Source organism: Alistipes putredinis DSM 17216, assembly GCF_000154465.1.
Lineage (GTDB): Bacteria > Bacteroidota > Bacteroidia > Bacteroidales > Rikenellaceae > Alistipes > Alistipes putredinis.
Map to the genome: position 1 here is coordinate 528,008 of NZ_DS499579.1, position 25,633 is coordinate 553,640.

A 25,633-nucleotide genomic window follows, 5' to 3' on the forward strand; every position below is an offset into this window, starting at 1 on the left:
TGCGAAAATTGTCCTATGCTTTCCGTCTATGGGAGCGTTGCGTTATAATTTCGATCTGATTTTCGCCAATCTGTTGTTCGGCGCCAATTTTTCATTTTATGTCTCTTTGACGCGCAACTACCTCGATTTCCAGCAGATTTTTATGCTTCAGGTACTTGCGGCGTCGATTTTTTTCATTCCTTTCGCCCTTTTCTCGAAACAGTCCTACCGCATTCCGCTGCGCGATTTCGGCAATATCTTGATCGTGACCGTGCTGATCGTCTATGGTTGGATGTTCATGCTGTTGTGGGGAGCTTCCTATACCTCGCCGATCGACGCTTCGACGATCTCGACCCTCGGTCCGGTGTTCACCATCCTGACGGGACATTTCCTGCTGCGGGAAAAGAACATTACGTGGGCACGCCGTATCGGTGTGGTGCTGGGTTTCGCAGGTGCGGCTTTCCTCCTGTTCGACAAGGGGTTTCGGCTGGCACCCGGCAGCAGCGGCCTGGGCAACGCCCTGGTGCTCGTCGCCGTGGTGGCGATCGCGGTCAATACGGTCATCATCAAGCCGCAGTTGCAGCGGTACGGGACGTTGGTGGTGATGGGATGGTACTATATCATCGGGTTGCTTATTACCGCCCCCTTCTTCTGGAAATACATTGCCGATACGGATTTTCTGCGCCTGCCGCTGAGCGGTCAGGCGGAGCTGGCTTATGTGCTGGTTCTGGGTACGGTGCTGCCGATGTACCTGCTTTACCGGGGCACGGAGAAGCTCACTTTCATCCACACGGCCCTTTACCGTTATATCCAGCCCGTAGTCGCTACGGTTCTCGCGCTCGTGCGGCACCAGGAACAGATCGACCGCACCAACATCATCGCCGGGGTGTTGATTTTCGCCAGTATTATCCTGGTGATCCGCGAAGCTAATCTGCGAGGTTTCTTCTCCAGCGTTCAGGCACCGTCACCGACTCCTGACGGTCGAAGTCGAAAGCGACCATGACCGAGGTGCTTTCGGTCTTTACCGTTTCCCTCCCGGCGGCATTGCGCCCGATGATCTGCTGGAAGAGGGTGATGCTCTTGTTACCTACTTTGGCGACCGTAGTCGTGACGTAGATGTCGTCCTCCATCCGGATCTGCTCTTTGAAGGAGTTCGCGGTCGCGGCCGTGATGATGCGGCTCGTTCCGGAGAGTACGTCGTCCTGCAGGACCTGCCGGTAGAAATCCGCTTTGCCCAGGTCGAAATACATCTGCTGCGATACATTGTTCACGTGCTGGAACATGTCGATATCCGAAACACGCTTTTGAATAAGAGTTTTGATGATTCGTGCCATAAGGTGTACCTTTTAGGGCAAGAACCTGTCGCTGCCTTTGGCGGGGGATCCGGACAGGCTCTCTGCCTGGTAGATGGTAAAAAGAGGCCGGAGTTCTGTCGGTGCTTTATTCGCGGATGATCCTGAACTCTCCGGCTTCGTTGAAAAGGAGGATCGACGAGGCCTTGCCCGTCGGTTTGCCTTCGAATTTTGGATTGACCACATAATCCACCCCGTCGATGATCTCGCGGGAGATTTCGGCCAGGTTGCGGGGCGTATCTTCGCCCGAGATGTTCGCCGAAGTCGAAACGATCGGGCGCCCCAGCTTGCGCAGCATCGCCTGGCAGAAGGCATGGTCGGGAATCCGTACGCCCAGCGTCCCCTCTTCGGGGATGAGGTTCGCGGCGACGCCCGAAGCTCCGGGCAGGATCAGCGTGAGCGGCTTGGTGGCCAGCTCCTGCACTTCGAAGGCGATGCCGGGGGCCTTGTGAACGTACCGCACGACCATATCGGGCGTGGCGCAGAGCACCAGCATCGATTTCTTGTTTTCGCTGCGCTTGAGGCGGTAGATCCGCTCGACCGCTTCGGCGTTGGTGGCGTCGCAGCCGATGCCCCAGACCGTGTCGGTCGGGTAGAGGATCACTCCTCCTTCACGAAGGATCCGGACGGCCTCCGTCACGGCCTGTTCCATGGTTTCCGTTGCCATAATGTTTTTCGAATTTGCGGATACTCCCGGAGCGGAGCGATTCCCGGGAGCCGTCTTGTGTTAATGGTTCAGGGGCAGCACTTCGATCCAGTAGTCGTCCGGATCGTTGATGAAGTAGAGTCCCATTTCGTGGTTTTCGAAGCAGACGCATCCCAGCTCCTTGTGGTAGGCGCGTACGGCTTCGTAGTCGCCCGCGACGCGGACGCAGAGGTGGCTTTCGTTCTCGCCCAATTCGTAGGGCGTCGCGGCGTGATCCCGCAGCCAGGTCAGCTCCAGGCGGAACCCGGTTTCTCCGTCGCCCAGGTAGGCGAGGATGAAGCTGCCGTCGTCGGCCTGCTTGCGTGAAATCTCTTTCAGACCGAGGGCCCGGTCGTAGAACGCGAGGCTGCGTTCCAGGTCGGTGACGTTGATGTTGAAATGGTCGAAGCGGGCTTTGATTTCCATAGAAAAAATTGTCGTGTTTTCGTTGAATATCCTGTTTCGTTTTCGCCGTTGGGCGCGTCCGGATTCCGTCTGCCCTTGCAGCGCGGAAATGGAAAGAGGCTTTCGTCGTTTCCTGTTCGGGGGGCCGGAAGCGGCTGTCGTCCCGATACTGCGATCGCCCGGTTTCCGGGATGGCTCACGGCTCCGGGTCGTGGTCGTAAGGCCGGTTTGCATCTTCCGTTTGCGGCGACGCGGGCGGGAAATCGGTTTCGCTTCGTTCCCGGAGGCGGCGACGCGATCCGCTTTTCCGGTCGCGGAACCGGACGTTCAGGCACGCGGTCGCATCCGGAGAGCCGGCCGGTCCTCGCGCGGCGAAAACCTTTGGCAAAGTTAGACATTTTTGGATATTCCTTGTAAAATATGAATTGTTTTTCTTAATTTTGCGCCGCGCTCCGGTCCCCGAAGACGTTTCGGGTGTGGGAGTTAGAGTCGTTGAATAATTGAAAAAATATAGAAAACTATGGGAAGAGCGTTTGAATATCGCAAGGCGCGCAAGTTGAAGCGTTGGGGGCACATGGCCCGGGTGTTTACCAAGATCGGCAAGGAGATCGAAATAGCCGTCAAGTCGGCGGGTCCCGATCCTTCCGCCAACACCCGCCTGCGCATCCTGATTCAGAACGCCAAAGCGGAGAACATGCCCAAGGAGAATATCGAACGTGCGATCAAGCGTGCCACGGAGAAGGATTCGGCCGACTACAAGGAGGTGATCTACGAAGGATACGGCCCGCACGGCATTGCGGTCATGGTGGAAACGGCGACGGACAACACCAACCGCACGGTGGCCAATGTCCGCATGCACTTCAGTCGTTGCGGCGGTACGCTGGGTAACAGCGGCAGCGTGGCTTTCCTGTTCGAGCACAAGTGCGTGTTCAAGTTCCACGTGCCGGCAGGTACGGATTTCGAAGAGCTGGAGCTTTCGATGATCGACCTGGGCGTGGACGAGTTCGCACCCGAAGACGAAACGACCGTTACGGTCGAGGCGCCCTATGAGTCGTTCGGTGCGATCCAGAAATGGCTCGACGACCAGAACTACGAGATCGTGTCGGGCGAGTCGATCCGCATCGCTACGGATACCAAGGAGCTTCACGGCGAGGAGCGTGAGGCGGTCGAGAAGCTGATCGAGCGTCTGGAGGAGGACGACGACGTGGTGAACGTCTATACCGCCATGAAGGACGAGGCGGAAGAGGAGTAGTTTTTCGTTTCGCACATAAAGACGATCCCGGCATTTCACGATGCCGGGATTTTTTGTTTGGCGGAGGGGGCGGGGGACTTCGCCCGACTGTCGTGTCGGCCGGAGCCTCGGCGGTTGCGTCCCGGCGTTTCGTTACATCCCTTTCCGGGCGATCGCCCAGGCCAGGCGGTTGTAGGCCGCGAGCAGCGGACCGCGCCAGCGGACGGGCAGTGCGTTGAGGATGCGCAGTTTGCGCAGCGTACGCCGGTCGTGCCGGGTGTAGGCGAAGAATTTCGCAGCCCGCGCGGCTTCCGCCGTGCCGCCTTTGGCGCTGACGACGAGGGCTTTGCCCAGTGCTGCGCGGGCGACGTATTCGTTGCTCGAATCGCGGGCGGCGGGTTCGTATAGGTCTTCGAAGGAAAATCGCGTCTGTTCCGGGCGGTAGATGGCTGCCGAACGGTTGGAAGCGGCTTTCGAGTAACGCACGAGCCGGGCCGGGGAGAAGCAGACCGGGCTGGTGCGTGCGAGTTTCGTCCAAAGGTATTGATCTTCGCCCATGCGCATCCCTTCGGGGAATCCGCCCAGCGAGAGAGCCGGTTCCCGCCGGAGCGTAGTCGAGGAGGGGATCAGCACGTAATGGGAGAGCGCTTCGGTGAAGAAATCCACGACACCCTCCGTTTGCGGAGTGTCGCCCGGTGTCAGGTGATGTCCGTCATCCACGTTGAAAGAGGTTGCGTAGGCTCCGCAGCCCGGGTAGGCAGCGATCAGACGTTCGATTTCTGCCAGATAGCCCGGTTCCCACGTATCGTCCCCGTCCAGCAGGGCGGCGTACTCTCCGCAGGCTTCCTGCATGGCCCGGTTGCGGGCGGCGCTTACGCCCCGGTTCTCCTGCCGGATCAGCCGGATGAGGGGCGAGCCGATCTCCTCGACCCGGGCGGCGCTTCCGTCGGTCGAACCGTCGTCCACGACGATGATTTCAAGAGGCTGCGAGGTTTGTGCCAGCACCGAACGGAGGGTGCAGGCGATCTCTTTCTCTTTGTTATAGAGGGGAATGACGACCGAAATATCAGATTTCATAGCTCGATTTTTCCGGGAGTATCCGCTCGAAAGCCTTGCACAGACGCTGGCATTGGCGGTCGAAGTCGGAGATGTGCTCGCTGTCGTTCAGGCAGATCATCCGCCAGCGCTGCTGTTCGATGTCGCGGCAGATGCTTTCGAGCGAGTCGTCCGTGAGGGTCATCAACCGGCAGTCGGCCATCGAGCGGGGCGCGAAAGCTCCCGAGGCCAGCATGTCGTAACGGACGAGCCAGTGCGAGAGATCGCTCAAGGAGCGGATTCGGTGACGGCAGGAGGCGTCCAGCTCCTGGGGCCAGCGTTCCCAGGCTTGCCGAAAGCGCTCCGTGAGGTAGGGCTGGGGCATGTGGGAGTCGTTGAAACCCGGGAAGAAGCCCCAGGGTAACAGCGTGAGGGTTTTCAGCAGGCTGACGATACCGTAGCGTGGCGAGAACCACCGGGCGATGTGGTTGCGGATAGCCGTGCGTTTATCGTGCAGGCGGTTGATCAGCTCCAGGTCGTTGTAGATGATATGCCCGACCGACGAAGGTTGTACGACGCTCAGGCGTGCCATGTCGCAGGGCACACCCCGGCGAAAAAAATCCTCCGGCCGGCAGCCGCGCGTAAGAAACGTGTCGTCGTTGAAGAGTACGAACCGGTCGGCCAACCCTTCGATGCGGTGGATATTCAGTTCGATGGTGTTCGAATTGAATGTGGGGAGGTATTCCGCCGGGATGAAATCCCGGTGATTCACGATGTGCAGCTTGGGGTGGTCGCGCCGTAACCACGCAGGCAGGTGTCCCCAGGTAATGAAATGCACCTTCCGCACCCAGGGAGCGAAACGTTCCGCACTCCGGAACCAGTAGTGCAGATTGCGCCAGTCGCGGTAACGGATCTCCGAGGCATCGTCGTTCTCCGCCTGTCGTGTGCGGACGAACTCTTCGCGCCAGGCGGGATCGTTGCCGTCCACCCACAGGATTACGAAATCTATCTCGTTCATTTTTGCTGTTTGGCAATTAAATTTTATTCGGGTTCTTGTCCGTTTCCGTTTTTTTCGATCTTCGGGTGACTGCGGGATTTTCAGGCCGCCCTCTTCGGGGTGTTTTTGCGAGGAATCCCTTTTTGCGTAGATACCGAAGCCCCGGTGTTTACTGTACCAGCAGGTTGCAACCGCGTATGTCGCTGCGGTCGATACGTCCTTCGATTTCGAAACTGCCGTCGTCGAAGACGCGGCCGATGTCCTGCGTCTGGATGAAGGCGCAGGAGTAGCGGTTGGCCAGGTCGATGATGTCGATCCCGCCCCGCACACCTGCCGGGCGGATGTCGAAGGGATCGTTCACGTCGCGTACGAGCACCCGCATCCAGCCCGGTGTGCGGAAGATGCCGCTGCCCGAAGAGTAGGCTTGCGAGGTCAGTTCGGCCATGCCGTATTCCGAGTGGATGCTTTCTACGCCGAACGCTTCGCAGAGGATGCGGTGGAATTGGGCCTTCGGAAGCTCCTCCCGGTGCCCTTTCATACCGCCGGTCTCCATCACGACCGTATTTTCGAATTTCGGGGCGTATCGCTCCGCGAGGTCCCAGAGTGCGTAGCTGACACCCAGCAGGATTTTGGGCTTCGGATCGCGGGCCATGTCCGCGAGCAGTTTTTCGTAGTCGTCGAGGTAAAAGCCGCCCGAACCGCAGGCTGCGATCAGTCGGTCGGCCATATAGACCAGCGACGAACCTTCGCGCTGGAGATAGTTGGGCAGCAATCCGTAGAGGCTCCACCCGGCCGGATCGCCGTAAAACGTCCGGAAGGCCGTGAGAAACGCCTTTTCATAGTGGGCCAGCGATTGCATGAAGTGCCGCGAGGGAATCGTGCCGCCCGTGTTGCTCGACGTGAAGACGATTTCGGGGGGCCGGTCGCCGGCATAAACTTCGCGTCGCTTGAACAGCTCGATCGGCAGGAACGGAATCTGTTCGATCCGCGTCACTTCTGCGGGTATGACTCCGATGCGGTCGAGGTATTCGCGGTACACGGCGCACCGGTCGGCCTGAAACCGGAAAGTTTCGAGCGCGGTCCGTTCGAAAGCGGGTGTATTTCCCGGTTCGAGGGCGAAGATATTGTCGGTTGTCGTCATCGTGCAGGTGAAAGATTAAAAGCGCAGTCAAAGATAGTGAAAGGTGAGAGCAATCGTGCGGGCTTGCACGCAGAGATCGTCAAATCGCATCCTATCTTCTACAAAGATAGTGAAAGCCGAAAAGAAAACGGGAGCTTGCTCCCAGTTTTCAGAGGCGTATCCTATCTTCTACAAAGATAGTGAAAGGTGGGCGACAAGTCAAACTTAACTTTTTGTTTTCCTCCTTCTCTGCCCGGTTGTCGGCTCTGCCTGCGGCGAATCGTGCGAAGCGGAATTTCCCGGCTTGTGCTCCGGGTCCCCAATTCCAATTCCGGTTCGGTCGGGAAATATTCGGTGTCGTAAATTCAAATAACACCCCAAGGGAAAATGTGATTTCTCCCTCGGGGTGTGTCGTATTTACGGTCGGAGCCCGTGTTGCCCTCGGTCTGTCGTTATTTTTTCGACTTCGGCGCGAGGATCATGTTCATCTTCTTGCCGTCCAATTTGGGCATCGACTCGACTTTAGCGAGCTCTTCCAGATCGGTGGCGAAACGCAGCAGCAGGATTTCTCCCTGCTCCTTGAACACGATCGAACGACCGCGGAAAAAGACGTAGGCTTTGACCTTGGAACCCTCCTTGAGGAAGTTCTCGGCGTGCTTCAACTTGAAGTTGTAGTCGTGGTCGTCGGTCTGCGGTCCGAAGCGAATCTCCTTGATCGTGACCTTCGCTTGGTTGGCCTTCAGCTCCTTTGCCTTTTTCTTCTGCTGGTAGAGGAACTTCTGGTAATCGGCGATGCGGCACACGGGGGGATCGGCTTTGGGCGAAATCTCGATCAGGTCGAGCTCCATCTCGTCCGCGAGCTTGAGTGCGTCGCGGATCGGGAGTACGACGGGCTGTTCGACGTTGTCGCCGACCACGCGCACCTGGGGTGCCGTGATCTCGTCGTTGATACGGTGCGGATTATCCGCTTTTTTCGGTTGAAAACCGGGTCTTGGAAGCCTCGGTTTCTGTGAATTGTTATTCCCGGGAGTCGATGGTCGCGGCGGGAATGGACGAGGTGGTGTTGCTATAGCTTTGTCCTCCTGAAATATTTAGTTAATACTTAGTTTTTTTGCTCCATTTTGTTGGCGTCGATCTCGTGGCTGACCAGATCGGTCATATAGTCGCGGAACGCTTCGAGGGTCATCTGTCCCTTGTCGCCTTCGCCCTGCGCACGAACTGATACCAGTCCTTCGGCTTCCTCCTTTTCGCCGACGATCAGCAGGTAGGGGATGCGCTTGAGCTCGTTGTCGCGGATCTTGCGGCCGATCTTCTCGTTGCGGTCGTCCACCTGCGAGCGGATGTCGTACTTGTTCAGGTAGGCGCTGACCTTCTCGGCGTAGTCGTTGAACTTCTCCGAAATCGGCAGCACGACCACCTGGTCGGGCGAGAGCCACAGCGGGAATTTGCCGCCCGTGTGCTCCAGCAGCACGGCTACGAAACGCTCCATCGAGCCGAACGGCGCCCGGTGGATCATGATCGGGCGGTGCATCTTGTCGTCGGCGCCCTTGTATGTCAGATCGAAACGCTCCGGCAGGTTGTAATCTACCTGGATCGTACCCAACTGCCACTTGCGGCCGATGGCATCGCGGACCATGAAATCCAGCTTGGGACCGTAAAAGGCGGCTTCGCCGTATTCGATGACCGTGTTGAGCCCCTTCTCCTTGGCGGCCTGGATGATGGCGCTTTCGGCCTTCTCCCAGTTTTCGTCCGATCCGATGTATTTCTCCTTGTTGTTGGGATCACGCAGCGAAATCTGTGCCGTATAGTTGTCGAACTTGAGCGTTTTGAAAATATAGAGCACGATGTCGATCACTTTTTCGAACTCTTCGAGCAGTTGGTCGGGGCGTACGAACATGTGGGCGTCGTCCTGCGTGAAGCCGCGCACACGGGTCAAGCCGTGCAGCTCGCCCGACTGCTCGTAGCGATACACCGTGCCGAACTCCGCCAGGCGCACCGGCAGCTCCTTGTAGGAGCGGGGCTTCGAGCGGTAGATTTCGCAGTGATGGGGGCAGTTCATCGGCTTGAGCAGATACTCTTCGCCCTCGATCGGGGTGTGGATCGGCTGGAACGAGTCCTTGCCGTATTTGGCGTAGTGGCCGGAGGTCACGTACAGTTCCTTATTGCCGATGTGGGGCGTGATGACCTGCTGGTAGCCGTACTCCTTCTGTACGCCGCGCAGGAACTGTTCCAGGCGGTCGCGCAGGGCAGCGCCTTTGGGAAGCCACAGGGGTAGCCCCTGGCCTACGCGTTGCGAGAAGCAGAAAAGCTCCAGCTCCTTGCCCAGCTTGCGGTGGTCGCGTTTCTTGGCCTCCTCCATCATCGCCAGATACTCGTCGAGCATCGACTTCTTGGGGAAGGAGATGCCGTAAATGCGGGTGAGCATCTTGTTCTTCTCGTTGCCGCGCCAGTAGGCTCCGGCGACCGAGGTGAGCTTGATGGCCTTGATCAACCCCGTGTTGGGCAGGTGCGGTCCCCGGCAGAGGTCGGTGAATGCGCCGTTGGTGTAGAACGAGATCGTGCCGTCTTCCAGGTCGCGGATCAGCTCCACTTTGTAAGGATCGCCCTTTTCGGTGAAATTCTTCAGCGCGTCGGCTTTCGATACTTCCGTGCGGATGAGTTGCTCCTTGTTGCGCGAAAGTTCGATCATCTTCTTCTCGATGGTTTCCAGATCGGCTTCGGTGATGGGCACGGGTGAGTCCACGTCGTAGTAGAATCCGTTCTCGATCGCCGGGCCGATGCCGAACTTGATGCCCGGATAGAGGGCTTCGAGCGCCTCGGCCAGCAGGTGCGACGAGGTGTGCCAGAAAGCGTGCTTGCCTTCGGGGTCGTCCCACTTGTAGAATTTGATCGAAGCGTCCTCTTCGATGGCGCGGTTGAGATCGACGGTCGCGCCGTTTACCGATGCGGCCAGGGAGTCGGCAGCTAAACGAGGGCTGATACTCTCGGCGATCTGATAAGCCGTAGTCCCTTTGGCGAACTCTTTGACGTTGCCGTCCGGAAAGGTGATTTTAATCATTTGTAAATTATTGTTTTGGGGCCTTCGGCGCTTCCACAATTACGAGACGGAATACACCTCCGGTTCGCCCGGTTTTACTGTTTTGCCTGCGGCTTTCCGGCGGGCTTGTCCGCGCAGGCGGATAGGGCCGGATTGTCGCTTATGCTTGTGACAAGGAACGTGCCGGGAAGCGGTTTCTTGTCCGGATCGGCTCCGTTGCCGTATGACACTATGCCTTGAATCGGCCGGGACCGTCGGGAGAGTGCGTGCCGTCCGATTTACGGAGCCGACTATCCGTTCGGTTTTCGGAGCCGCGTTCAGCCGGTTTAACTCTCTTTCTCCGTATCGGGCAGGTCCTTCACGGACAAGTCCCTTCCGCCCCGTTCGCGCTCGGCGTGCGGCAGCGGGTTGCTCGTCCATTCGGCCCAGGCGCGGCGGTTGTTCACGATGTCCGTGGCCAGGTAGATGGCGTTGCGCATCGATTGCGGGTCGGCCTTGTCCTGTCCGGCGATGTCGAACGCCACGCCGTGATCGGGCGATGTCCGTACGCTGCCCAGGCAGGCCGTGAAATTCACCCCGTCGGGCGAGAGGGTCTTGAACGGCGTGAGTCCCTGATCGTGATACATGGCTAGTACTGCGTCGTAATCCCGGTAGTGGCCGCTGGCGAAGAATCCGTCGGCAGCGAAGGGGCCGAAAGCGAGTATGCCTTTTTCGTAAGCCTCATTGACTGCCGGTCGGATGATGTGTTCCTCTTCCGAACCGAGCAGACCGCCGTCGCCCGCGTGAGGATTGAGTGCCAGCACCGCGATACGGGGTTCGACGATGCCGAAATCCGCCTTGAGCGACGAACGCAGCTGTTCGAGCCGTGTGACGATCTTCTGCCGGGTCAGGTCGTGGCTGATCTCGGTGACCGGGATGTGGATCGTGACCAATCCCATGCGGAGCAGGTCGCTGCACATCATCATCAGGGGTTCGCCGCCCAGCTCGGCCGCCAGAAATTCGGTGTGTCCCGTATAGCGGAAGTCGTCCGACTGGATCGACTCCTTGTCGATCGGAGCCGTGACCAGTGCATCGAGCTGTTCGTCCCGCAGGTCGCGCACGGCGGCGTGGAGCGCCTCGGCTGCCGCCCGGCCCGCCTCCGGCGAGGCCGTACCCGGCTCGATCTTCGTTTCGTCGCCGCAGAGAATCAGGTTGATCTTGCCCCGGCGTATCTCGTGTATCGAAGAGGCGATATGGAAGGGGACGGGTTCCAGATCGGCGATGGTTTTCTGGTAAAATTCCGCCGCTTTCAGGGATCCGTAGATGACGGGCGTGCAGAGTTCCGTCATACGCGGATCGGCGAAAGTCTTGAGAATGACTTCCCAGCCGATGCCGTTCGGATCACCCTGCGTGATGCCTATTTTGAGTCTGTTTTCCGACATAAATAAAATTCTTTGTTCCGTTTTCGCGCACGCGATCCGACGATAGAATCCGTCTTTTCGCTGTTTGCCGGGCGAAAACGCTCTGTTTCAATCTACAAATATAGGATATTTTTTCGGAGTTCGCGGATTTTGCGCCGAAATTATGACCGGATGTAAATTTTTTTGCCGAAAATTATGGGGGGGGAATTTTTTCTATCTTTCGGAAAGTTTTGAACCCATTAAATTGGAAGTGTATGAAAAAGTTGCTTTTATCGGTGGTTGCGGCATTCTGCATAACCGCTTCGCCGGCCCAGAGTTTTGAAGAGTTGTTAGCTCCGGTCCATTCCTGTTGCGAGCGTGGGAATCGGGCGATGGAAGCGAAGAGGTATGCGGAAGCGGAGCGTGAGTACCGGGAGGCGATCCGCCTTTTCGAGACATTGCCCGATAGTGTCCGGACGCAGCTCGACGAGTGGAATTACGGCGGCTATTTGAGAGGCGAATATTACAACCTGGCTTGTGCACAGTCCCGACTGAACAAACGCAGGGCGGCTGTGGCGAGCCTTGCGGCCTATGTCGATTGCGGGAACTGCGATTACTCCTGGATGATCGAAGATCCCGATCTGGACAATATCCGCTCCGAGAGGGGATATGCGGAGACTGTAGAAAAAGCTCGTGAGCAGGGCGATTTCATGTGGATCTTGCGGCAGGCGGGGCCTTACGATTCCTCTGCGCCGACGGATTCTCTTCCCCGGTTCCGCTATGCCGATCCCAACGACCGCGATCTGGTGCGGGTGCGGGAGTATTTCAACTTGGACAGTATTGCCGGCAGCGGCGACGAACTGTCGAAGATCCGGAACCTGATGCACTGGGTGCACAATGCGGTACGTCACGACGGCAGTTCCCGCAATCCGACCTCTCGCAACGCGATCGATCTGATCGAGGTGTGCCGCAAGGAGAACCGGGGAATCAACTGCCGTATGATGGCTCAGGTGCTCAACGAGTGCTATCTGGCGATGGGTTTCAAGTCGCGCTTCGTGACCTGCATGCCCCGGAAGATGGTCAATGACTGTCACGTTATTAATGTCGTCTATTCCGCGACGCTCGACAAGTGGGTTTGGGTCGATCCCACGTTCGATGCCTACGTGGTCGATGAGAACGGGGTGATGCTTTCGATCCAGGAGGTTCGGGAGCGGATGCGCGACGGGCGTCCCTATTTCCTGAACGAGGATGCCAACTGGAACAACGAGTCGCCCCAGACGCAGAAACATTATCTCGATACCTATATGGCCAAGAACCTCTATTACCTGGTATGCTCCGACCGGAGCGAGTTCGACACCGAAACCTGGTGCGAAGGCAAGCATCCGATCTATTATGTTGCGCTGATTCCGGAGGGCTATGATTGCGACCGGGAGTATCATTTCATGACGACCAACGACAAATGGTTCTGGGCATCGCCGTATGCGGAGTGATTTCGGTCTGCGTTGGTTCCGAACCCTCTCCCGATCCTGCGGAGAGGGTTTTTTAGTCGCTCGGAAACAGGAGTGTATATTCTGTCGCTGGCCGGTGTGGGGCGTTTTTTAAGAATGGCGGAATGTGCGCCCGGCTAAGAAACGGAGCGCTTGGGGGAGGGAGAAATTCCGATAGGTATTCCGGTCCTCCGTATCGCTGCCGTTCTTTTTCGGCTGTCAGTTGTCTGTTTTCCGATATATGTTCGCCCGGCGTCGGGCTTATGCCGTAGAACCGTCTGTGTTTGACGTAATTACTTCCCGTTTTTCCCGAAATCGTTCGCCGAGGAGATAAAAGTCGCTAAACTAAAAAATGCACCGGACGGGGATTTGCCGGCTGAATGCCGACTCTCCGGTCCGGTTCTCTCTCGTCTTTCGGACTTGTCTTATCTCTTTGCGCTCGCCTGCCGGCGGAATTCGGCGCAGACGACGGCCGTGGCGATCGCTACGTTGAGCGATTCCGAACCGTTGCGGTCGGCGGGATAGGGCGGGATGAACAGTTTGTGCGATACGTGTCGTGCGGCGGCCGGAGCGATCCCTTGGCCTTCGTTGCCCATCAGGACGATCCCGCCCGGCGTAAGGGGTGTCGAGTAGATGTTTTCCCCCTCGAGGAAAGTCCCGTAAACGGGAATATTCCGCTCCCGAGCCTGTGCCAGGTACGGTTCGAGGGCCGTGTAGTGGACTTTGACCCGCAGGATGGCCCCCATGGTCGCCTGCACGACCTTCGGGTTGTAGCAGTCGGCGGTCGTTGGGGAACAGACGATCTCGGGGATGCCGAACCAGTCCGCCAAGCGGATGATTGTGCCCAGGTTGCCCGGGTTCTGCACCTGGTCGAGCGCCAGCACCAGCTCCCGTTGTGCCGTATCGGGCCGGAAAGGATGATGCGGGATTTCGACCAGCGCCAGCGAATCCGACGGGGTCTTCAGCAGCGAGAGCCGCTCCATTTCACGCGAAGACACGGTTTCGACTTCGCCGCCCTCGAAAAGCCCTTCCAGGGCGAATATCTTGCGGACGCGCAGGGCGGAGGTGCACAGCTCCCCGATGAACTTGTGTCCTTCGGCTACGAACAGCCCGTGTTCGGTGCGGCTGCGTTTGTCGGCCAGCGAGCGGACGAGTTGTATTTCGGCTTTGGTCATGGTTGCTGCCGTTTTTCGATCGTGAATGTTGTGCCTTCGGTGGCCGGGTGGGTATCGGGAAATACCGTGCGGGCCTCTTCGACCAGAACGCTCTCTTCCTTGTAGCGGGACGAGTAGTGTCCGATTACGAGCCGTCCGGCGCCGGCTTTGAGGGCGATGCGGGCCGCTTCGACCGTAGTGGAGTGACCCCGCTCGCGGGCGATCTTGTGCTCGGCGTGGGCGTAGGTCGTTTCGTGGTAGAGCAGATCGGCCCCCTCGACGAGTTTTGCCGCTTTGGGCGACCAGCTCGTATCCGAGAGATAAGCATATGAACGTGGCGCGTAAGGTCGGTAGGTCAGTTCCGCATTGGGGAGCGTGTCTCCGTTGTCGAGCAGAATATCTTCGCCTCGCTTGGCGGCCGTGATCCGGGCGATCGAGAGTCCGTATTCCGTGATTTTCTCCTTGCGGACGTTCAGCGGGGGCTGTTTCTCCCGGAACAGGTAGCCGGAGGTGGGGATGCGGTGACGCAGGGGAACGCTCCACACCTCGAGCGTGCGGTTTTCGAACAGTAGGGCGTGCCGGGTCGTATCGACTTCCACCCATTCGATTTCGTAGGGTAGTTGCGTGTCGAAGTAGCGCAGGTGGCATCCGAGCATTTCGCCCAGCGGCGCGGGACCGAAAATCTTGAGCGGCGTGCGGCGTCCGTAGAGCCCCAGCGTCGAGATCAGCGGAAAGAGTCCGAAGACATGGTCGCCGTGCAGATGGGAGATGAATACCGCCCGCAGTTTCAGCGGATTGATTCCGTAGCGGAACATTTGCTGTTGTGCGCCCTCGCCGGCATCGACCAGGTAGTGCTGTTCGTGTACCTTGACGATCTGCGCCGACGGATGTCGGTCGGGCGTAGGTTTGGCCGAAGCCGAGCCTAATATGGTTACGCTGAAACTCATCTTTTTTCGATTTTATAGGGCATCTTTCGCCCTTCCTCGTCCTCCCCGAAAGGGAGATACTTGAAGTATGTCCCTTCCGTGTCGTCCGTCGTCATGTCAAAATCTGCACCCCTAAAATCAAAAAAGGGCGGCAGGATATGGGGACTCTTTCGCCCCTTTTTCGCTCTTTCCGACTGGGGAATACTTAAAAGTATGCCCATCCGGCCATCGCATCGTCCTGTCAAAACCTGTGCCCTTAAAATCAAAAAGGGTTGCAGGGAATGGATACCTTCCGTTCTTCCTCGTCCTTTCCGAAAAGGGTGACAGCCGCGTCGAAACCCATGCTGCAGGAATTGGAAGAAGTTCGAGGGTTTCCGTGTTCTCCGCCCGCCGGTTTTGTAAGACTGGGTTTCGAACGGTCGGAAACCTTCCGGCTGCCGGAGACGAAGAAAGGGAACGGCTTTGACGGTTCGTTCCCTTTCTTTGTCTGGGAATTATTGTAACAGGAAACGCTCGCAGTCCAGAGCGGCCATACAACCCGAACCGGCGGCCGTAATCGCCTGGCGATAGTGGGGATCCTGCACGTCGCCGGCGGCGAAAACGCCTTCGACGCTGGTGCGGGAGCTGCCCGCTGCGGTTTTGATATAACCTTCGGCGTCGAGTTCCAGTTGGTCTGCGAAAATCTCCGTGTTGGGATGGTGTCCGATCGCCACGAAGAAGCCGGCGATGTCGATTTTGGTTTCCGTGCCTTTGTTGTCGCGCAGCAGGGCGCCCGTTACGCCGGTTTCATCGCCCAGCACTTCGGCCGTGTTGTGCTCGAAGAGGACTTTGATGTTCGGGGTGTTCATCACCCGCTCCTGCATGGCTTTCGAAGCCCGCAGGTAGGGCTTGCGGACGATCAGATATACCTGGCGGCAGATCGAAGCCAGGTAGGTGGCCTCCTCGCATGCCGTATCGCCGCCGCCGACGACCGCTACGTCCTTCTTGCGGTAGAAGAATCCGTCGCAGGTGGCGCAGGCGCTGACGCCCATGCCCTTGAATTTCTCTTCGGAGGGCAGTCCCAGGTATTTGGCTGCGGCGCCGGTCGAAATGATCAGGGCTTCGGCTTGGATCTCCTTCTCTCCGTTCACGATGACGTGGAACGGGCGCGAGGAGAGATCGACGCTGGTAATGACGCCCGGGCGGATATCCGCCCCGAAGCGCAAGGCCTGCTGGCGCATGTTATCCATGAGTTTGGGGCCGTCGATGCCTTCGGTGAAACCGGGGAAGTTTTCGATTTCGGTGGTGGTGGTGAGCTGTCCGCCCGGTTCGATCCCTTCGTAGAGTACCGGCGAGAGATTCGCCCGGGAGGTATAGATCGCAGCCGTATAGCCCGAAGGGCCGCTGCCGATGATCAAACATTTTACGTTTTCCATAAAGTATTTTTTTTGTTAAGTTATTAAGCTTCGACGTATTCGTTTTCTTCGATGTAGCGCGGTGTGAATCCGCCGACGATGCGTCCGTTGTAGTCGGCAAGCGCCCAGAGCCCTTCGCTCCGAATGCGGGAACAGCCCGTGTAAGGGTTGTAATCGACGATTTCGTAGCGGGGTTCGATCACGTAGCGCCCCCGTTTGTCGATCAGGCCCATGCCCTGTGCGGTCTGGACTTCGGCGCGTCCTTCGCGGAAGTCGGCGGCCCAGACGAACTGCGGCGCGATAACCGGTCGGTTTTCGGTATCGACGAACCCGTAGCCGGTTTCGTCTTCCACACGAACCAGTTGATCGGACATCTCGCCCACGAACAGATGCCCCGGAAATTCGGGCAGCGTGGTGTAGCGGGACGGTTCCGCGTCGCAAAGCATCTGCCCCTTGCCGCCCTGTTCGCGCACGAACTGACGCAGACGTTCGAATCCTTCGGCGTCGTGTCCTTCGCCGAAACGGGCGAAATGGTACCGGACGGGAATCAGTCGTCCGTCGGAGGTGACGTAGAGGTTTCCGGGTTTGAGGTTGTTGTGGCTGAAGTCCAGCTCGGACAGTCCCGCCTCCAGTTTATCGAGCGCCGACCGCAGGGATTCGGCATCGAACTCTGCGGCGCAGACCGAAAGGGGGCGCCCTTCGGGCAGCCGATGCAGCACCACATCGCAGGTGCGGGTCGTCCCGGTGTCGTCCGTGTAGGTCATTTCGTCGCGCAGGATCGTGTATTCGGTAAGCAATGGTGTCCGGAGGTACCGAAGCCGGGCCGCTGTCTGTTCGACGGCGAAGATCGAGGCTGTCGAGAGCGGGAAGCAGAGCAGGTATTTCCGGCTCTGCCATTCGATTTCCGCTTCGGCGAAGCGACTGGTGCGCGACAGGACTACTCCTCCCGTCGCCGTCCGGCGGGGACGGCAGTCGCGGAGCGTCGAAAAGGCCAGATCGGGAGCCTGGAGCGCTTCGGTGAAGTTATAAAGGGTGGGAACGGTCATCTTTTTACTGTATTTTGATGCTGATCGAGCCGATGTTGAGGATGGCGATGAGTTCGGCGATCGACGTGTTGTAACTCATTCCTCGGAAGGGTGGCTTGGCCAGATCGCCCCGCACCTGTCGGATCGCCTCCGAAAGCTCTTCGGGCATCGGACTCGAACAGTCGTGCAGCAGTCTTGCGTAGCGGTTGTCGGCGGGAATCTCCTCTTCGGTCGGAAAGAGCAGCGAACGTGAGTCGGACGTGGTGGCGATATGGATGTTGATCAGGAGCACCTTGCCGTCGGTGGTTCCGATGGTGCGGATCTTTTCGCAGATCGCAAGCTGTTCGCGTTCGTCGCAGTCCGAGGCTTCCCCGTCGGTGATGTTGAAGACGATGGGCGGAAAACTTTCGCTGTGGGCCGGATTCGTGCACCACGCTTGTGTCAGGTCGCGGATTTGCAGCAGCGCTTCGTACATGGGTGTCTGGCCGACGGCTTTCGGAGCGATCCAGGCCGGCATCGAAATCTTGCGGAAGGTGGCTTCGCCGTCCGGCATGCGGCGCTCCACGACCGTTTCTGCGAAATCGACGGGCAGAGCGGCCAGCCGCGATACCGGAACCAGCGGCTCCGGATCGTTCAGCAGCGATACGATTCCGTCGCCCGAATAGCCCAATACCGCGATGTCGTAGTAGTCGCGCACCTCGTCGCTGCGCCGGGCCCGTTCGATGAGTTCGAACAGCAGCCGGTTGGTGACTTCGGCGACGGCTTCGGCCTTGGTGGTCTGCCGTCCCCGGAACAAGAGTTTCTCCGCCATCGAGCCGGATTGGTCGATGGCCAGGATGAAGGCTGTGCGGTGGCTCCGCGTGATACTTTGGGTGTACATTATCGGATTCCTCTTACGGTGTGGTAGTCCTGCATTTTCTCCTCCTCCGAATCGGCATCCACGCCGTATCCGACGGCCATGGCGGGCGAGCAGTCGCGGGCCCGGTCGTCTTCGGCGGATTTACGGAGCGTTTCGCGGGTTCGCTCTCCGGCTGTCACGGCTTCTGCGATCTCTTCTGGGGAGGGAGCGTGTCCGAGCAGTTGCGCGAGCACCCCTTCCGCCCAACTGCGGGCGTAATGGTCGTAGTCGGCGGCTATCCGGTCGAATGCCCGGTCGATGCCTTCCAGCGAATCGATGCCGCCGTTCGCAATGGCGTCGAGGATACGTTTCACCTCCCGGCGGGGAACATATTGCCCCGCCACATCGTTCCAGCGACCCGTGCCGTCCGCACGACCCGGTTCGCCGTTTCGGAGCATCGCGCCGAGCGAGGCGACGATCGCCTTATTGTAGAGCTTCAGACCTCTTTGCAGCTGCGTGGAGCGGATTAGGGCGTGGTTGTGGACATAACTCTCCGCGTCGGGGTGCGCTTCCGCCAGCGAGTTGAGGGTATTGACCGCATCGATCATTCCTCCGGCCAGATAGGGGTTGTACTCCTCGAAGTTGATCCGGTCGCGTTTGACGGTGCGCCGGTCGCGTTCGAGCCATTTCCCGATGTCGCGCACAGTGCCGTAGCTGGTGAGGTTGGCGCCCGGCATCAGTGCCGAACGTCCGTCCTGTTCCACCAGGTAGGAGAACGGAAACGCCGAGGTGTCGTGATGCTGCGTATGGCGGCCCAGGACCAGCGTAAAGGGTCCTTCGATGGCCGGAGCCATGATGTAGGTGCTGCTGCCGAATTTGCATCCCCGCAGGTGGACGGACTGGTGCACTGCGCCGCTCTTGAAGAGGTGGTTGCTCTGGTTGGCGCCGCTGCCGGCGTTGAAGAACGAGAACATTCCGGCGATCAGCAGCGAGGATTTGTGGTGCGAAACGGTGTAGGGACCCGCGAAGATCGAAACGGCCTCTCCGTTTTCGCAGTGGCTGTTGGCGAAAAAGAGCGAATCGACGGCCGTGAAGTGTTTGTCCAGCGTGCAGCATTCGCCGGCGAAGCAGCGTTCGAGAAGCGTGCCGCCGTCGATGCGGGCTCCTTCTGCGGCGATGAAATCGCGGGCCTGGACGTCGATGCCGACATAAGCTCCGGCGCAGACCGTGCCGTTTTCCAACAGGGATGCTCCGTCGATCGTCGCTCCTTCCCCGATATTGACCTCCCGGATGAAACGGGCGCCGGTGATGCGTGCGTGCGGACCAACGGTACCGAGGGTGTCGCGGCGCTCTGTGGCGTAGCGTTCGATCATTCGTTCGATGGCTTCGACAGCCTCGGGGCGATAGCGATAGACGGCCAGGATGTAGGCGGTCTGGGCGGTGAGTCGGTCGTAGATCCGTACGGTACGTCCGCCGTTCTCGTTGATGGCGGCGACCCGGACTCCGTTGCCGAACGAGGATTCGCGGCGGCATTCGAGCGCCGTAACCCCTTCGATCAGCGCCTCTTCGCCGATGCGGTAGTTGCGTATGGTGCAGCGGCGCAGCCGTGCTCCCCGCCCGATCTGTACGCGTCCTTCTAGCCGACAGCCCGAAAGTTGGGCCGGGGTGAAGTCTTGTGCGACTTCGATGGCATCCCAATTTTCCGCGCTGTTTCCGGCGGCCGTGAGCGCCTCGATTTCGGCCGGTGTCGGTTTTCTGTATTCCGTCATGTCGTCGTTGCGATTCGAAATATTGAAGACAAAGATCGTGAAAGGTGAGGGCAATCGTGCGGGCTTGCACGCAAAGATTGCCGAACTGCCTCCGATCTTCTGCAAAGATAGCGAAAGCCGGGAGAAAACGGGAACTTATTCCCGGTTTTTCGAGGCGCATCCTATCTAAAACTATGTCAAAGATAGCGAAAGGTGGACGGCGAGCCAAACATCCCTTTTAGTTTCTTTTTTTGCGTGGCAGAGTTCACGAGTGCCCTCTGCTTCGACCGTCGGTTGTCCGAACTTGTCCGAACTTGTCCGAGTCGCCTTCTATCTTTTGCAAAGATAGTCAAAGCGACGGGCAATCGAAAATTTATTTTTCGGATTGCCGCGAAACAACCCTGTCGGAACAGGTATTCTTCGGATAAAGATAGTTGTTCGCCGTCAAATATGCAAGGTGGTTCGGGGTTCCTTGCGGCCGATGGCCAGACGTTGTCCGTCGCGGACGACGATCGCCCGGCCGTTTGCGAACGGTTTTACCGCATTGCAGTCCGAACAGTCGATCGCTACGGCACCGGTGGGGTCGATGAAATGCCAGCAGCGTCCCGTGCGGACGGCGGCCAAGCCTTCGGTGAAGTCGAAACCGGCGTCGTATATGGGTGGGATCAATTCCCGTTCTCCGATTTTGAAACCCCACAGTCCGTCCCGGACGAAGAGTTCGCCCCGGTCGGCCGGAGTTTCGGGCCCGCAAACGGCGTATCGGACGAGCGGCTTCAAGTTCGGCAGGCGCATCAGCGGGGATTCGAGCAACCGGGCGATGCGATAGCGGACGGCATCGCCCGCCTTTTCGAACAGTGCGAGGCATTCTGCGTGGGCCGCACAGCCGTGCCGGACGATTTTCCGGGGCGAGAGCAGCAGTCCCTCTCCCCGGTTGTAGCGGGCGAGCAGTCCGGGCTCGAGCGCCAGCGCGTGCAGGGTCGTGGAGATCGTGGCGATGGAGTAGTCGTCGATCGACGCGTCGAAATCCTCCGCCGTGCGTCCGGGGTGCTGGTAGGCTGCCGTGCCCAGTTCGGGACTTTTCTCTCCGGCGAAGACGGGAAGAAACATCGCATCGAAATCCACCGGACGGAGCGTGCCGCTCTCGTCCAGCAGAATATTTTCGGGTTTCAGGTCCCCGTGCGCCCAGTCGCTTTCGAGAAGTTCCAGCGCCAGGCGGTCGAACTGTCGGGCCAAGTTGCTGAGGTGCGCTTTGTCGCCGGAGCCGGCGCCCCGCATAACGGCTTCGTAGAGCGTGATCCCTTCGATCCAGTCGTCTATGACCACGTCGCACCACTCGCCCTGCCCGTCGGCCTGCCAAACGTAAAGCTCTTGCCGCAGGAGTTTCTCTTGATAGATCGCTTCGAGATGCTCCATAGGCCGTGTGTAGCATTTGAGCATTTTGTACCGGCCGCCGCAGCGGATTTTGAAAACCACCGCGCTGTTGCCGACCCAGCGCAGGGGTTCGCCGTCCGAAGAACGGCACACTTCGATTTCTCCCAGTGTGCGGGTCAGCCCATAGGGATCTTGAAGAGCCTCGATGAATTGGCGGATCGAATGGAGCATGGATAACAGGATGAAGGGAAGATAAAAACAAGTGGAAAACCGAAGGCTCTCCACTTGCAGGATTGAAGAAAAGCGTACGGGAACGCTTTTCCGGTGTCGGATTAGTGGCAGCAGCCCTCGCCGCAGCCTCCCTTGTGGTCGCTGCAACCTCCCTCATGATCGCCGCAGCCGCCGTCGCAACCGCAGCTGCAGCCGCCTGCCGATTGCAGGTCTTCGGGCGTTACGTCGCGTACCGAAACGACCTCGACCTCGAAATTGAGGGTCTTGCCGGCCATCGGATGGTTGAAGTCCATTTTCACGGTCTCTTCGCCCACCTCCTTGATGGTACCGATCATGCGGTTGCCCTGTGCATCGCTCATCGGCACCTGCGAACCTGCGAAGAGGATGTCTTCGGCCAGCTTGCCGTCCACCATGAATGTATTTTTAGGCAGATCGACGATCGCTTCGGCGATCACCTCGCCGTAACCGTCCTTCGGAGAGAGCGTGAAGGCAACCTTCTCGCCCGGCTCTTTGCCCAGGATCGCCTCCTCGAATTTGGGGAGCAGCATGCCTGTTCCGCAGATGAACTCGAGGGGAGCGCCCGGCTGGGACTGGTCTGCGATTGCGCCGTCAACGGTCAGTTTGTAATCGACCGCTACCATTTTGTTTTTTTCTACTTTCATTGTTTTCAGAAAATTATTTGAGTGTAATTGTGACAAAGATACGATTTTCGCCCGGATTTTGCAATCGGGATGAAATAAACGGATTTATACATTGTATTATTAACGCGAAAACGATGAAAAAATTATTCTTCGCATGGATCATGGCGCTGTGGTGCTTCCCCGCAGTATTCGCGCAGAGCGGGCAGGGGATTCGTTATCAGGGAGAGGTCGGTGTGGGGACCGCTTTCGGAGTAGGATCGAACGCCTACGACCGTTTCGTCCTGGAAACCGTCCACGGCGTGCGCATCGGCCCGCGACTGTTCGTCGGCCTGGGTGTGGCCTGGAACTACTATTCCGCCCGGGGAGATATGCCGGACGATAGTTTCAGGGAGTACACCGACGGAGGCCGTTCGTTCGTCCCGATTTTCGCCGATATGAAGGTTTATTTCCTCGACCGGCGGATTTCCCCCTATCTGAAAGTGGATATCGGTTACGGCATCCACAAGCACGGCGGTATTTATGCTGCGCCGGCCGTCGGTGTGAAATTCGGTTTGGGGAGTGTCCTGGCACTGAACATCGACTTCGGATTCCAGGTGCAGCAGCAGACTGCTCCCGACACTTCGAGCGGTCTGGGAGGTATCGTCCTGCGTGCCGGGTTGAGTTTTTAGGCTCGAATCCTTCGGGGTGAAATAAAAAGGAGGGGCGCAGTCCGCGTCCCTCCTTTTTCATGCAGAGTCCCGGTTTATTCCGTGCAGCGGCAGACCAGATTGCGGTCGCCGTAGCCGTTGTCGATCTTCGACACGTAGGGGAAGAATTTCGACTCGCGGATGAATTCGAGCGGGAACGCTGCCTTTTCGCGCGTGTAGGGATGCGACCATTCGCCGCAGATTTCGGCAGCCGTGTGGGGAGCGTTCACCACCACGTTGTCCGCTTCGCCCGAAGCGGCGGCCTCCTCGCATTCGCGCTTGATTTGGATGAGCGTGGCGATGAAGCGGTCCATTTCGGCTTTCGGCTCCGATTCCGTAGGCTCGACCATCAGGGTTTCGTGTACCGGGAAGGATAGCGTCGGGGCGTGGAAGCCGTAGTCCATCAGACGGTGGGCGATGTCGCCGCAGTCGATGTTGTAGTCTTTCTTGAAGTGGGTCAGGTCGAGAATCATCTCGTGACCCACGCGGCCCGTTTCACCCGAATAGTAGGTGCGGTACTCCGACTTGAGGGCCGACGACATGTAGTTGGCGTTCACGATCGCCATCTCGGTAGCCGCTTTCAGACCTTCGCCGCCCAGCATCTTGATGTAACCGTAGGTGATCGGGAAGAGCATGGCCGAACCCCAGGGTGCCGATGCCACGGCCGTGATGCCTTCGTCGCCGCCGGTGGGGACGATCGAATGCGAGGGGAGGAACTTGCGGAGGTGCTCCGCCACGCAGATCGGACCTACGCCCGGGCCGCCGCCGCCGTGAGGCATTGCGAAGGTCTTGTGCAGGTTCAGGTGGCAGACGTCCGCACCGATGTAGCCGGGGTTCGTGAGGCCTACCTGGGCGTTCATGTTGGCGCCGTCCATATATACCTGTCCGCCGGCGTCGTGTACGGCATCCACGATCTCGCGGATGCGGCTCTCGAATACGCCGTGCGTCGAGGGGTAGGTGATCATCATGCAGGCCAGCTCCGAGCTGTGCTCCTGGGCTTTGGCCTTCAGGTCCTCCACGTCGATATTGCCGTTGGCGTCGCAGTCGACCGTGACGATCTTCATGCCGGCCATCGCCGCCGAAGCGGGGTTGGTGCCGTGTGCCGACGAGGGGATCAGGACGATGTTGCGGTAGCCCTGGCCCCGGCTCTGGTGGTAGGCGCGGATCACCATCAGTCCCGTGTATTCGCCTGCGGCGCCCGAATTGGGCATCAGCGAGCAGGCGGCGAAGCCGGTGATGGTCGCCAGGTCGGCGGCCAGCCCGTCGATCAGTTCGCGGTAGCCTTCGGTCTGGTCGGCGGGAGCGAACGGGTGCATGTTCTGGAACCCGGCGAGCGACAGGGGCTGCATGAGGGCTGCGGCATTGAGTTTCATGGTGCAGGAGCCGAGCGAGATCATCGAATTTGCCAGCGAGATGTCGCGCAGCTCGAGGCGTTTGATGTAACGCATCAGGTCGCTTTCGCAGCGGTAGGTGTTGAAGACGCGTTCGGTCAGGAACTCCGACTGGCGCAGGATCGCGGCCGGGATGGTAATCTCCTCCGACAGTTTGACGGCCTTGGCTTTTTTGCCTTTGGCCTCGGCGAAGATGGCGATTACCTCGTTCACCTCCTCGGGGGTGGTCACGTCGTCGAACGAGAAACGAACCCGATCCTCCGAAGGATAGAAGAAGTTGATGCCGCGTTCGAGCGCCAGCGACTGTACGACGGCGGCTTCCGCCTCTACTTCGAGCGTGTCGAAGAAGTTCTTGGCTGCCAGTTTGTAGTCCATCGCTTCGAGCGCCTTGGCTACCGTTACGGCTGCCGTGTGGGCCGTCTTGGCCGAGCGGCGCAGACCTTCGGCGCCGTTATAGACGCAGTAGAAGCCGACCATCGAAGCCATCAGTGCCGTAGCGGTGCAGATGTTCGAGGTGGCACGCTCGCGCTTGATGTGCTGTTCGCGGGTCTGGAGCGCCATGCGGAGCGCACGGTTGCCCAGACGGTCGATCGATACGCCGATGATGCGGCCCGGCATGTTGCGCTTATACGCTTCGCGCGTGGTCATGTAGCCGGCGCTCGGGCCGCCGAAGCCCATCGGAATACCCAGACGCTGCGTCGTGCCGACGACGATGTCGGCCCCCCATTCGCCCGGAGCCTTCAGCAGGGCCAGCGACAGCAGGTCGGCAACAGCCGTTACCAGGGCGCCTTTGGCATGGGCCGCTTCGGTGAAGGCGGCGTAGTCGCGCACCTCGCCGTTGGCGGCGGGGTACTGTACGATGGCGCCGAACTCCTTGCCGGTGAATTCATATGTATTGTAGTCGTCGATCACCAGTTCGATGCCGAATGGCTCGCTGCGGGTGATCAGTACGTCGAGCGTCTGGGGGAAGATGTTACGATCGACGAAAAGCTGGTTGCGTCCCTCCTTGACCGCTTCGCGCGAGCGGAGCGAGAACATCATCAGCATCGCTTCGGCGGCTGCGGTGCCTTCGTCCAACAGCGAACAGTTGCCGATCTCCATGCCTGTCAGCGAAATGACGGCGGTCTGGAAATTCAGCAGCGCCTCGAGGCGTCCCTGCGAAATCTCGGCCTGATAGGGGGTGTACGAAGTGTACCAGGCGGGGTTCTCGAAGACGTTGCGCGTGATGGCGGCCGGTACGGCGCAGGGGTAGTAACCCATGCCGATGAACGAACGCAGGGTGCGGTTCTTGGCTGCGAGGGCCTGGATGTGATTCGCGAATTCGTATTCGCTCATGCCCTGGGGCAGGGCGAGCGGCTGTTTCAGGCGGATAGACTGAGGGATGACCTGTGCGATGAGCTCATCGACGGATTTGACGCCGATCACGGCGAGCATCGCTTTCAAATCCTCGGGATTGGTGACGCCGATGTGGCGGTCGGAAAATTTATCAAACATAGGATTTTGAGAATGATTTTTTTATGA

The 25,633-nt window shown here is 58.9% G+C and carries 23 protein-coding genes; 5 read left to right on the forward strand and 18 right to left on the reverse strand.

Features of this window, described 5'->3' with window-relative positions:
• Nucleotides 1-28: 28 nt before the first annotated feature.
• Nucleotides 29-982: a DMT family transporter gene (locus tag ALIPUT_RS08220; protein ID WP_004329413.1), complete on the forward strand. Its 954-nt coding sequence runs from the start codon at nt 29-31 to the stop codon at nt 980-982.
• Here the strand turns inward: ALIPUT_RS08220 and ALIPUT_RS08225 are convergent.
• From ALIPUT_RS08225 to ALIPUT_RS08235, 3 genes are all read right to left on the reverse strand, one after another.
• The gene (locus tag ALIPUT_RS08225) at nt 906-1,313 is read right to left on the reverse strand and encodes an acyl-CoA thioesterase (protein WP_040293604.1); all 408 of its coding nucleotides are present in this window, start codon (nt 1,311-1,313) and stop codon (nt 906-908) included. The genes ALIPUT_RS08220 and ALIPUT_RS08225 overlap by 77 nt on opposite strands.
• A 106-nt stretch (nt 1,314-1,419) precedes the next feature.
• Nucleotides 1,420-1,998 (reverse strand): L-threonylcarbamoyladenylate synthase, encoded by a 579-nt coding sequence (locus ALIPUT_RS08230; RefSeq protein WP_004329414.1) that lies wholly within the window; start codon nt 1,996-1,998, stop codon nt 1,420-1,422.
• Nucleotides 1,999-2,058: 60 nt separating this feature from the next.
• Nucleotides 2,059-2,442: a VOC family protein gene (locus tag ALIPUT_RS08235; RefSeq protein WP_004329415.1), complete on the reverse strand. Its 384-nt coding sequence runs from the start codon at nt 2,440-2,442 to the stop codon at nt 2,059-2,061.
• Between the two features lie 499 nt (nt 2,443-2,941).
• Between ALIPUT_RS08235 and ALIPUT_RS08245 the strand changes: the two genes are divergently transcribed.
• Nucleotides 2,942-3,673 carry a YebC/PmpR family DNA-binding transcriptional regulator gene (locus ALIPUT_RS08245; protein WP_004329417.1) on the forward strand — a complete coding sequence of 244 codons (732 nt, stop codon included), beginning with the start codon at nt 2,942-2,944 and terminating at the stop codon, nt 3,671-3,673.
• Nucleotides 3,674-3,805: 132 nt separating this feature from the next.
• Here ALIPUT_RS08245 and ALIPUT_RS08250 read toward each other — a convergent pair whose 3' ends face one another.
• From ALIPUT_RS08250 to pdxA, 6 genes are all read right to left on the reverse strand, one after another.
• Nucleotides 3,806-4,729 carry a glycosyltransferase family 2 protein gene (locus tag ALIPUT_RS08250; RefSeq protein WP_004329418.1) on the reverse strand — a complete coding sequence of 308 codons (924 nt, stop codon included), beginning with the start codon at nt 4,727-4,729 and terminating at the stop codon, nt 3,806-3,808.
• A complete protein-coding gene (locus ALIPUT_RS08255) occupies nt 4,719-5,705 on the reverse strand; it encodes a Stealth CR1 domain-containing protein (protein WP_004329419.1) in 987 nt (328 codons plus the stop codon). Before ALIPUT_RS08255 ends, ALIPUT_RS08250 begins: the two co-directional genes overlap by 11 nt.
• A gap of 148 nt (nt 5,706-5,853) precedes the next feature.
• The gene (locus tag ALIPUT_RS08260; protein WP_004329420.1) at nt 5,854-6,825 is read right to left on the reverse strand and encodes a long-chain-fatty-acid--protein ligase; all 972 of its coding nucleotides are present in this window, start codon (nt 6,823-6,825) and stop codon (nt 5,854-5,856) included.
• A 431-nt stretch (nt 6,826-7,256) separates the two neighbouring features.
• The gene (gene infC / locus ALIPUT_RS08265; RefSeq protein WP_050751502.1) at nt 7,257-7,754 is read right to left on the reverse strand and encodes a translation initiation factor IF-3; all 498 of its coding nucleotides are present in this window, start codon (nt 7,752-7,754) and stop codon (nt 7,257-7,259) included.
• A gap of 152 nt (nt 7,755-7,906) precedes the next feature.
• A complete protein-coding gene (gene thrS, locus ALIPUT_RS08270; RefSeq protein WP_004329423.1) occupies nt 7,907-9,862 on the reverse strand; it encodes a threonine--tRNA ligase in 1,956 nt (651 codons plus the stop codon).
• Nucleotides 9,863-10,167: 305 nt separating this feature from the next.
• On the reverse strand, nt 10,168-11,262 hold the full coding sequence (gene pdxA / locus ALIPUT_RS08275; RefSeq protein WP_004329425.1) for a 4-hydroxythreonine-4-phosphate dehydrogenase PdxA: 1,095 nt from the start codon (nt 11,260-11,262) through the stop codon (nt 10,168-10,170).
• 233 nt (nt 11,263-11,495) lie between these two features.
• On the opposite strand from pdxA, the gene ALIPUT_RS08280 reads away from it, so the two are divergent.
• Entirely contained in the window at nt 11,496-12,710 is a 1,215-nt protein-coding gene (locus ALIPUT_RS08280) for a TPR end-of-group domain-containing protein (protein WP_004329427.1), read from the forward strand.
• 422 nt (nt 12,711-13,132) lie between these two features.
• On the opposite strand, the gene ALIPUT_RS08285 is transcribed toward ALIPUT_RS08280, so the two are convergent.
• Together ALIPUT_RS08285 and ALIPUT_RS08290 are read right to left on the reverse strand one after the other, a co-directional pair.
• Complete coding sequence (locus ALIPUT_RS08285) at nt 13,133-13,882, reverse strand: TrmH family RNA methyltransferase (RefSeq protein WP_004329428.1); 750 nt, start codon at nt 13,880-13,882, stop codon at nt 13,133-13,135.
• Entirely contained in the window at nt 13,879-14,808 is a 930-nt protein-coding gene (locus ALIPUT_RS08290) for a ribonuclease Z (protein WP_004329429.1), read from the reverse strand. Before ALIPUT_RS08290 ends, ALIPUT_RS08285 begins: the two co-directional genes overlap by 4 nt.
• 260 nt (nt 14,809-15,068) lie before the next feature.
• Here ALIPUT_RS08290 and ALIPUT_RS12800 point away from each other — a divergent pair, with 260 nt between their 5' ends.
• Entirely contained in the window at nt 15,069-15,290 is a 222-nt protein-coding gene (locus ALIPUT_RS12800; RefSeq protein WP_155813748.1) for a hypothetical protein, read from the forward strand.
• Here ALIPUT_RS12800 and trxB read toward each other — a convergent pair.
• The 6 genes from trxB to ALIPUT_RS08325 form a co-directional block, all read right to left on the reverse strand.
• Nucleotides 15,282-16,202 carry a thioredoxin-disulfide reductase gene (gene trxB / locus ALIPUT_RS08300; RefSeq protein ID WP_004329432.1) on the reverse strand — a complete coding sequence of 307 codons (921 nt, stop codon included), beginning with the start codon at nt 16,200-16,202 and terminating at the stop codon, nt 15,282-15,284. The genes ALIPUT_RS12800 and trxB overlap by 9 nt on opposite strands.
• A gap of 23 nt (nt 16,203-16,225) precedes the next feature.
• Nucleotides 16,226-17,227, reverse strand: a complete 1,002-nt coding sequence (locus ALIPUT_RS08305) for a WG repeat-containing protein (protein ID WP_004329433.1) — start codon at nt 17,225-17,227, stop codon at nt 16,226-16,228.
• A 4-nt stretch (nt 17,228-17,231) separates the two neighbouring features.
• Nucleotides 17,232-18,086, reverse strand: coding sequence for a hypothetical protein (locus tag ALIPUT_RS08310; RefSeq protein WP_004329434.1), 855 nt, complete (start codon nt 18,084-18,086; stop codon nt 17,232-17,234).
• Nucleotides 18,086-19,813 (reverse strand): DUF4954 family protein, encoded by a 1,728-nt coding sequence (locus ALIPUT_RS08315; protein WP_004329435.1) that lies wholly within the window; start codon nt 19,811-19,813, stop codon nt 18,086-18,088. The genes ALIPUT_RS08310 and ALIPUT_RS08315 overlap by 1 nt, the downstream gene beginning before the upstream one ends.
• Before the next feature lie 423 nt (nt 19,814-20,236).
• Complete coding sequence (locus ALIPUT_RS08320) at nt 20,237-21,394, reverse strand: WG repeat-containing protein (RefSeq protein WP_004329437.1); 1,158 nt, start codon at nt 21,392-21,394, stop codon at nt 20,237-20,239.
• Between the two features lie 101 nt (nt 21,395-21,495).
• The gene (locus tag ALIPUT_RS08325) at nt 21,496-22,056 is read right to left on the reverse strand and encodes an FKBP-type peptidyl-prolyl cis-trans isomerase (protein WP_004329438.1); all 561 of its coding nucleotides are present in this window, start codon (nt 22,054-22,056) and stop codon (nt 21,496-21,498) included.
• A 113-nt stretch (nt 22,057-22,169) separates the two neighbouring features.
• Here ALIPUT_RS08325 and ALIPUT_RS08330 point away from each other — a divergent pair, with 113 nt between their 5' ends.
• Complete coding sequence (locus ALIPUT_RS08330) at nt 22,170-22,703, forward strand: hypothetical protein (RefSeq protein WP_004329439.1); 534 nt, start codon at nt 22,170-22,172, stop codon at nt 22,701-22,703.
• A gap of 74 nt (nt 22,704-22,777) precedes the next feature.
• Here the strand turns inward: ALIPUT_RS08330 and gcvP are convergent, their stop codons facing one another.
• Nucleotides 22,778-25,606, reverse strand: coding sequence for an aminomethyl-transferring glycine dehydrogenase (gene gcvP, locus ALIPUT_RS08335; RefSeq protein WP_004329440.1), 2,829 nt, complete (start codon nt 25,604-25,606; stop codon nt 22,778-22,780).
• Nucleotides 25,607-25,633: the final 27 nt, after the last annotated feature.

Bases quoted from the DNA above. Each gene is read 5' to 3' on its own strand.
- ALIPUT_RS08285 (WP_004329428.1), bottom strand. From the start codon at position 13,882: ATGACCAAAGCCGAAATACAACTCGTCCGCTCGCTGGCCGACAAACGC.
- thrS (WP_004329423.1), bottom strand. From the start codon at position 9,862: ATGATTAAAATCACCTTTCCGGACGGCAACGTCAAAGAGTTCGCCAAA.
- ALIPUT_RS08315 (WP_004329435.1), bottom strand. From the start codon at position 19,813: ATGACGGAATACAGAAAACCGACACCGGCCGAAATCGAGGCGCTCACG.
- ALIPUT_RS08245 (WP_004329417.1), top strand. From the start codon at position 2,942: ATGGGAAGAGCGTTTGAATATCGCAAGGCGCGCAAGTTGAAGCGTTGG.
- ALIPUT_RS08290 (WP_004329429.1), bottom strand. From the start codon at position 14,808: ATGAGTTTCAGCGTAACCATATTAGGCTCGGCTTCGGCCAAACCTACG.
- ALIPUT_RS08320 (WP_004329437.1), bottom strand. From the start codon at position 21,394: ATGCTCCATTCGATCCGCCAATTCATCGAGGCTCTTCAAGATCCCTAT.
- ALIPUT_RS12800 (WP_155813748.1), top strand. From the start codon at position 15,069: ATGGATACCTTCCGTTCTTCCTCGTCCTTTCCGAAAAGGGTGACAGCC.
- ALIPUT_RS08310 (WP_004329434.1), bottom strand. From the start codon at position 18,086: ATGTACACCCAAAGTATCACGCGGAGCCACCGCACAGCCTTCATCCTG.
- ALIPUT_RS08230 (WP_004329414.1), bottom strand. From the start codon at position 1,998: ATGGCAACGGAAACCATGGAACAGGCCGTGACGGAGGCCGTCCGGATC.
- ALIPUT_RS08220 (WP_004329413.1), top strand. From the start codon at position 29: ATGGGAGCGTTGCGTTATAATTTCGATCTGATTTTCGCCAATCTGTTG.
- ALIPUT_RS08325 (WP_004329438.1), bottom strand. From the start codon at position 22,056: ATGAAAGTAGAAAAAAACAAAATGGTAGCGGTCGATTACAAACTGACC.
- pdxA (WP_004329425.1), bottom strand. From the start codon at position 11,262: ATGTCGGAAAACAGACTCAAAATAGGCATCACGCAGGGTGATCCGAAC.
- ALIPUT_RS08225 (WP_040293604.1), bottom strand. From the start codon at position 1,313: ATGGCACGAATCATCAAAACTCTTATTCAAAAGCGTGTTTCGGATATC.
- ALIPUT_RS08280 (WP_004329427.1), top strand. From the start codon at position 11,496: ATGAAAAAGTTGCTTTTATCGGTGGTTGCGGCATTCTGCATAACCGCT.
- ALIPUT_RS08250 (WP_004329418.1), bottom strand. From the start codon at position 4,729: ATGAAATCTGATATTTCGGTCGTCATTCCCCTCTATAACAAAGAGAAA.
- ALIPUT_RS08260 (WP_004329420.1), bottom strand. From the start codon at position 6,825: ATGACGACAACCGACAATATCTTCGCCCTCGAACCGGGAAATACACCC.
- ALIPUT_RS08235 (WP_004329415.1), bottom strand. From the start codon at position 2,442: ATGGAAATCAAAGCCCGCTTCGACCATTTCAACATCAACGTCACCGAC.
- ALIPUT_RS08305 (WP_004329433.1), bottom strand. From the start codon at position 17,227: ATGACCGTTCCCACCCTTTATAACTTCACCGAAGCGCTCCAGGCTCCC.
- ALIPUT_RS08255 (WP_004329419.1), bottom strand. From the start codon at position 5,705: ATGAACGAGATAGATTTCGTAATCCTGTGGGTGGACGGCAACGATCCC.
- ALIPUT_RS08330 (WP_004329439.1), top strand. From the start codon at position 22,170: ATGAAAAAATTATTCTTCGCATGGATCATGGCGCTGTGGTGCTTCCCC.
- trxB (WP_004329432.1), bottom strand. From the start codon at position 16,202: ATGGAAAACGTAAAATGTTTGATCATCGGCAGCGGCCCTTCGGGCTAT.
- gcvP (WP_004329440.1), bottom strand. From the start codon at position 25,606: ATGTTTGATAAATTTTCCGACCGCCACATCGGCGTCACCAATCCCGAG.